Here is a 4,446-nt window from a genome sequence, read left to right as displayed (position 1 = left end):
GCCGCCTCGCTCTCTCTGGAGCATTGCCGCACTAGGCCCTGAACGGCGCCGCCCGTTCGGTCCGGCTGCGGGTGCGTTCTGGTTAAGGTGCAATGCTGCCCCCGACGGGCGGATCACTCCTGGCCCACGGGCCTCAAGTTGATGGCATTGAGCCAGACCCAGGATGTGGAACCGTTCACCAACAGAACAACCGTCATGACGGACGCTCCACTGCGATGGAGGAGATCATGCCATCAGGAAGAGCAAGTCCACTGACGAGCCGATCGCGTTCGCGTTGAAACAGACGGGGCCGGCCACCAGCGCCGACGAGGTTTGCCACCAGATGGGCATCGGCGAGGCGACGTTGTACGTCTGGCCAAAGAAGTTCGCTGGCGTGGGCCGGCCGGGGCTGCGGCCGCTGGAATTGGTGGCCGACACGTTCATGCTGCTGGACCTGGCTGTTCGGGCTTGGTCGCTCAACTGGCTGAAGCTTTGCTTCCGGCGCAGTTCCTTGACTGGCAGCCAGGCATCATCCTCACATAAGAAGCCGATGATCTGTTCCTCGGCGCATCGCTTCTTCATCGGTTCGATCTTCGTCTAGGGTTGATCGAACTCGCAAGCTGCTCGCCACGAATCCCCGGGGCAGCTCAGTTTTCCTGAGCGGCGATGCAGACATGCCGCTCTACGGCCCCACATGCGCACAACATCTCCGTCACCGCCGCGCGCCAGCGCAGGAGCGTGGAAGCCTTGAACAAAATGGAAGGGGCTCCGTTTCCGGAGCCCCAAGTTCACGACACCACGCCGGTCAGGGCTTGGTTCCCGTCGGGAAAGGCCATGCCGCCTGCGGGCTCAGCGCCGTCTTTGCCGGGGGGACGGCAGCGGGGGCGGGCGCGGCAGCCTTCTTTGCGGCGGGCTTCTTGGCGGCCTTCTTGGCAGCGGCCTTTTTCGCCGGAGCCTTCTTGGCAGCGGCCTTCTTCGCCGGAGCCTTCTTCGCCGCAGCTTTCTTGACTGCCGGCTTCTTGGCTGCGGCTTTCTTCGCCGGGGCCTTCTTCGCCGCGGCCTTCTTCGCCGGGGCCTTCTTCGCCGCGGCCTTCTTGACTGCCGGCTTCTTGGCTGCGGCCTTCTTCGCCGGAGCCTTCTTCGCCGGAGCCTTCTTGGCTGCCGGCTTCTTGGCTGCGGCCTTCTTCGCCGGGGCCTTCTTCGCCGCGGCCTTCTTCGCCGGGGCCTTCTTCGCCGCAGCCTTCTTCGCAGTTGCCATCACATTTCTCCTTGATCAAGTTGAAAGACACTGCAGCCCGTGGCCTGTCGACCTTTGCGCTGCAGCCATTCACCGTCCGCGGCATGTCCAGGAGGGACGCCTCGATCCGGTGAATCCATGACGGAACGCGATGCTGCTTCTGTGTCAGTCATTCACGATCCGCGAATCTTGATCTCTCGCACAGACCCGAGCGCCTGTTTCTGGGCACATCAATCCCAGGACAACGCCCCACCCGACTGGTACTCGATCACGCGGGTCTCGAAGAAGTTGCGCTCCTTCTTCAGGTCGATCATCTCGCTCATCCAGGGGAAGGGGTTCTCCTCGTTGGGGAACAACTCCTCCAGTCCGATCTGCGTGGCGCGGCGATTCGCGATATAGCGCAGATAGCCCTTGAACATCGATGCGTTCATGCCCAGCACACCACGAGGCATGGTGTCTTCGGCGTAGCGGTACTCGAGTTCCACGGCCTTCAGGAACAACGCCTTCACTTCCGCCTTGAAGGTCGACGTCCACAGATGCGGGTTCTCGAGCTTGATCTGGTTGATCAGATCGATGCCGAAATTGCAGTGCATCGACTCGTCGCGCAGGATGTACTGATACTGCTCCGCGGCGCCGGTCATCTTGTTCTGTCGACCCAGCGCGAGGATCTGCGTGAAGCCCACGTAGAAGAACAGGCCTTCCATCAGGCAGGCGAAGACGATCAGCGACTTCAGCAGGCGCTGGTCGTTCTCCGGCGTACCGGTCCGGAACGACGGATCCATGATCTGCTCGATGAAGGGCAGCAGGAATTCGTCCTTGTCGCGGATCGACTGGATCTCGTGATAGGCGTTGAAGATCTCGCTTTCGTCCAGCCCCAGCGACTCCACGATGTACTGGTACGCGTGGGTATGGATGGCTTCCTCGAACGCCTGGCGCAGAAGGAACTGCCGGCACTCGGGTGCCGTGATGTGGCGGTAGCTGCCGAGCACGATGTTGTTCGCCGCCAGCGAATCGGCGGTGACGAAGAAGCCGAGGTTGCGCTTGATGATGCGCCGCTCGTCCTCGGTCAGGCCGTTGGGATCCTTCCACGTCGCGATGTCCCGCGACATGTTGATCTCCTGGGGCATCCAGTGATTCGCGCAGGTGGCGAGGTACTTCTCCCACGCCCACTTGTACTTGAACGGCACCAGCTGGTTGACGTCGGTCTGGCCGTTGATGATCCGCTTGTCGGCAGCCTTCACTCGGCGCTGGCTGACCGACGGAACGGCCGACGGCGCGGGTTCGTTCAAAGTAGTGGAGTCCTGCTGAAACTGATGCTCCGCCAAGCGAAGAGAAGGCGACTGCTCCTGCCCGACCATGGGCTGGTGCACGCTGCGCGTATTCGTGGGTCTTACTTCGTCGTCCCAGACAAGCATGTTCGCTTCCCGATCCTGGAAATTATCCAAGTGTTGCGCCGGAACACCAAGCACTTCTTGACATTCGGCGCGACTGGTTGTTGCACGCTCGCATCGAAATGCGAGCTCGATCTCACTGGCAGGCTTCGCAGGTCGGGTCGTCCAGCGAGCAGAACTTCACCTCGGTCGCCGGCTCGGAAGACACTGCAGCACTCATCTGCGATCCACTGTCCACGTGGCTCGCCACCGCGTTGAGCTGTCCCGCTTTGACGGTGGACTTCTCCGCATGCGTGGCACCGATGGTGCGCAGGTAGTACGTGGTCTTCAGGCCACGCAGCCAGGCGAGCTTGTAGGTCTCGTCGAGCTTCTTCCCCGAGGCGCCGGCCATATAGATGTTCAGCGACTGCGCCTGGTCGATCCACTTCTGGCGGCGCGCGGCAGCCTCGACCAGCCACTGCGTCTCGATCTCGAAGGCCGTGGCGTACAGCGACTTCAGATCCTCCGGCACGCGGTCGATGCGGCGCAGCGAACCGTCGAAGTGCTTGAGGTCCATGACCATCACGTCGTCCCACAGGCCGAGCTTCTTCAGGTCGCGAACCAGGTACTCGTTGAGCACCGTGAACTCGCCGGACAGGTTGGACTTCACCGACAGGTTGCCGAAGGACGGCTCGATCGAGGCGCTGACGCCGATGATGTTGGAGATCGTCGCGGTCGGGGCGATGGCCACGCAGTTGGAGTTGCGCATGCCGTGCTCCGCGATGCACGCACGCAGCGCATCCCAGTCCATCGAGGTGCTGCGATCGACCTCGACATAGCCGCCGCGCTGCTCCTCGAGGAGGTTCAGCGAGTCCAGCGGCAGGATGCCGCGATCCCACAGCGAGCCGCGGTAGCTGGAGTATCGGCCGCGCTCGCGGGCGAGCTCGGTCGAGGCCCAGTAGGCGTGGTAGCAGACCGCCTCCATCGAGCGATCGGCGAACTCCACCGCCGCCTGCGAGGCGTACGGCACGCGCAGCTCGTGCAGCGCGTCCTGGAAGCCCATGATGCCCAGGCCGACCGGGCGGTGCTTCAGGTTCGAGTCGCGCGCCTTCTTGACCGCGTAGTAGTTGATGTCGATGACGTTGTCGAGCATGCGCATCGCCGTCGACACCGTCCTCTTCAGCTTCTCCTGGTCGATCTGGCCATCCTTGAGGTGGTGGGCCAAATTCACCGAGCCGAGGTTGCAGACCGCGATCTCGGTCTCGCTGGTGTTCAGCGTGATCTCGGTGCACAGGTTGCTCGAGTGCACCACGCCGACATGCTGCTGCGGCGAGCGCACGTTGCAGGCGTCCTTGAAGGTGATCCAGGGATGCCCGGTCTCGAACAGCATCGACAGCATCTTGCGCCACAGGTCCTTGGCCGGCACCTTCTTGAACAGCTTGATCTCGCCGGTGTCTGTCTTGGCCTCGTAGCGCAGGTAGGCCTCCTCGAAGTCCTTGCCGAACTTGTCGTGCAGGTCCGGGCAGGTCGACGGCGAGAACAGCGTCCAGTCGCCGCCTTCGACGACGCGCTTCATGAACAGGTCGGGAATCCAGTTCGCCGTGTTCATGTCGTGCGTGCGACGGCGGTCGTCGCCGGTGTTCTTGCGCAGCTCGAGGAACTCCTCCAGGTCGAGGTGCCAGCTCTCCAGGTACGCGCAGACCGCGCCCTTGCGCTTGCCGCCCTGGTTCACGGCCACGGCGGTATCGTTGACCACCTTCAGGAACGGCACCACGCCCTGGCTCTTGCCGTTGGTGCCCTTGATGTGGCTGCCCAGCGCACGCACGTTGGTCCAGTCGTTGCCGAGGCCGCCGGCGAACT

General features: G+C 63.0%; 3 protein-coding genes and 1 pseudogene. 1 reads left to right on the top strand and 3 read right to left on the bottom strand.

What is annotated here, in order from left to right; translation table 11 throughout:
• Positions 1 to 274 precede the first annotated feature (274 nt).
• A pseudogene (locus AB7U92_RS22510) lies at positions 275 to 334 on the top strand (hypothetical protein); the annotation flags it as partial.
• Between the two features lie 450 nt (positions 335 to 784).
• On the opposite strand, the gene AB7U92_RS22505 reads toward AB7U92_RS22510, so the two are convergent.
• The 3 genes from AB7U92_RS22505 to AB7U92_RS22495 form a co-directional block, all read right to left on the bottom strand.
• Positions 785 to 1,237 carry a histone H1-like DNA-binding protein gene (locus AB7U92_RS22505; protein WP_428582301.1) on the bottom strand — a complete coding sequence of 151 codons (453 nt, stop codon included), beginning with the start codon at positions 1,235 to 1,237 and terminating at the stop codon, positions 785 to 787.
• A gap of 209 nt (positions 1,238 to 1,446) precedes the next feature.
• Positions 1,447 to 2,631: a ribonucleotide-diphosphate reductase subunit beta gene (locus AB7U92_RS22500; protein WP_428582299.1), complete on the bottom strand. Its 1,185-nt coding sequence runs from the start codon at positions 2,629 to 2,631 to the stop codon at positions 1,447 to 1,449.
• Positions 2,632 to 2,743: 112 nt separating this feature from the next.
• Positions 2,744 to 4,446, bottom strand: a 1,703-nt coding sequence (locus AB7U92_RS22495) for a ribonucleoside-diphosphate reductase subunit alpha (RefSeq protein ID WP_428582297.1), incomplete at its 5' end; no start/stop codon positions are given.

The organism is Piscinibacter sp. (assembly GCF_050175855.1).
Lineage (GTDB): Bacteria > Pseudomonadota > Gammaproteobacteria > Burkholderiales > Burkholderiaceae_C > Piscinibacter.
This window is presented reverse-complemented; position numbering and strand designations above follow the sequence as displayed.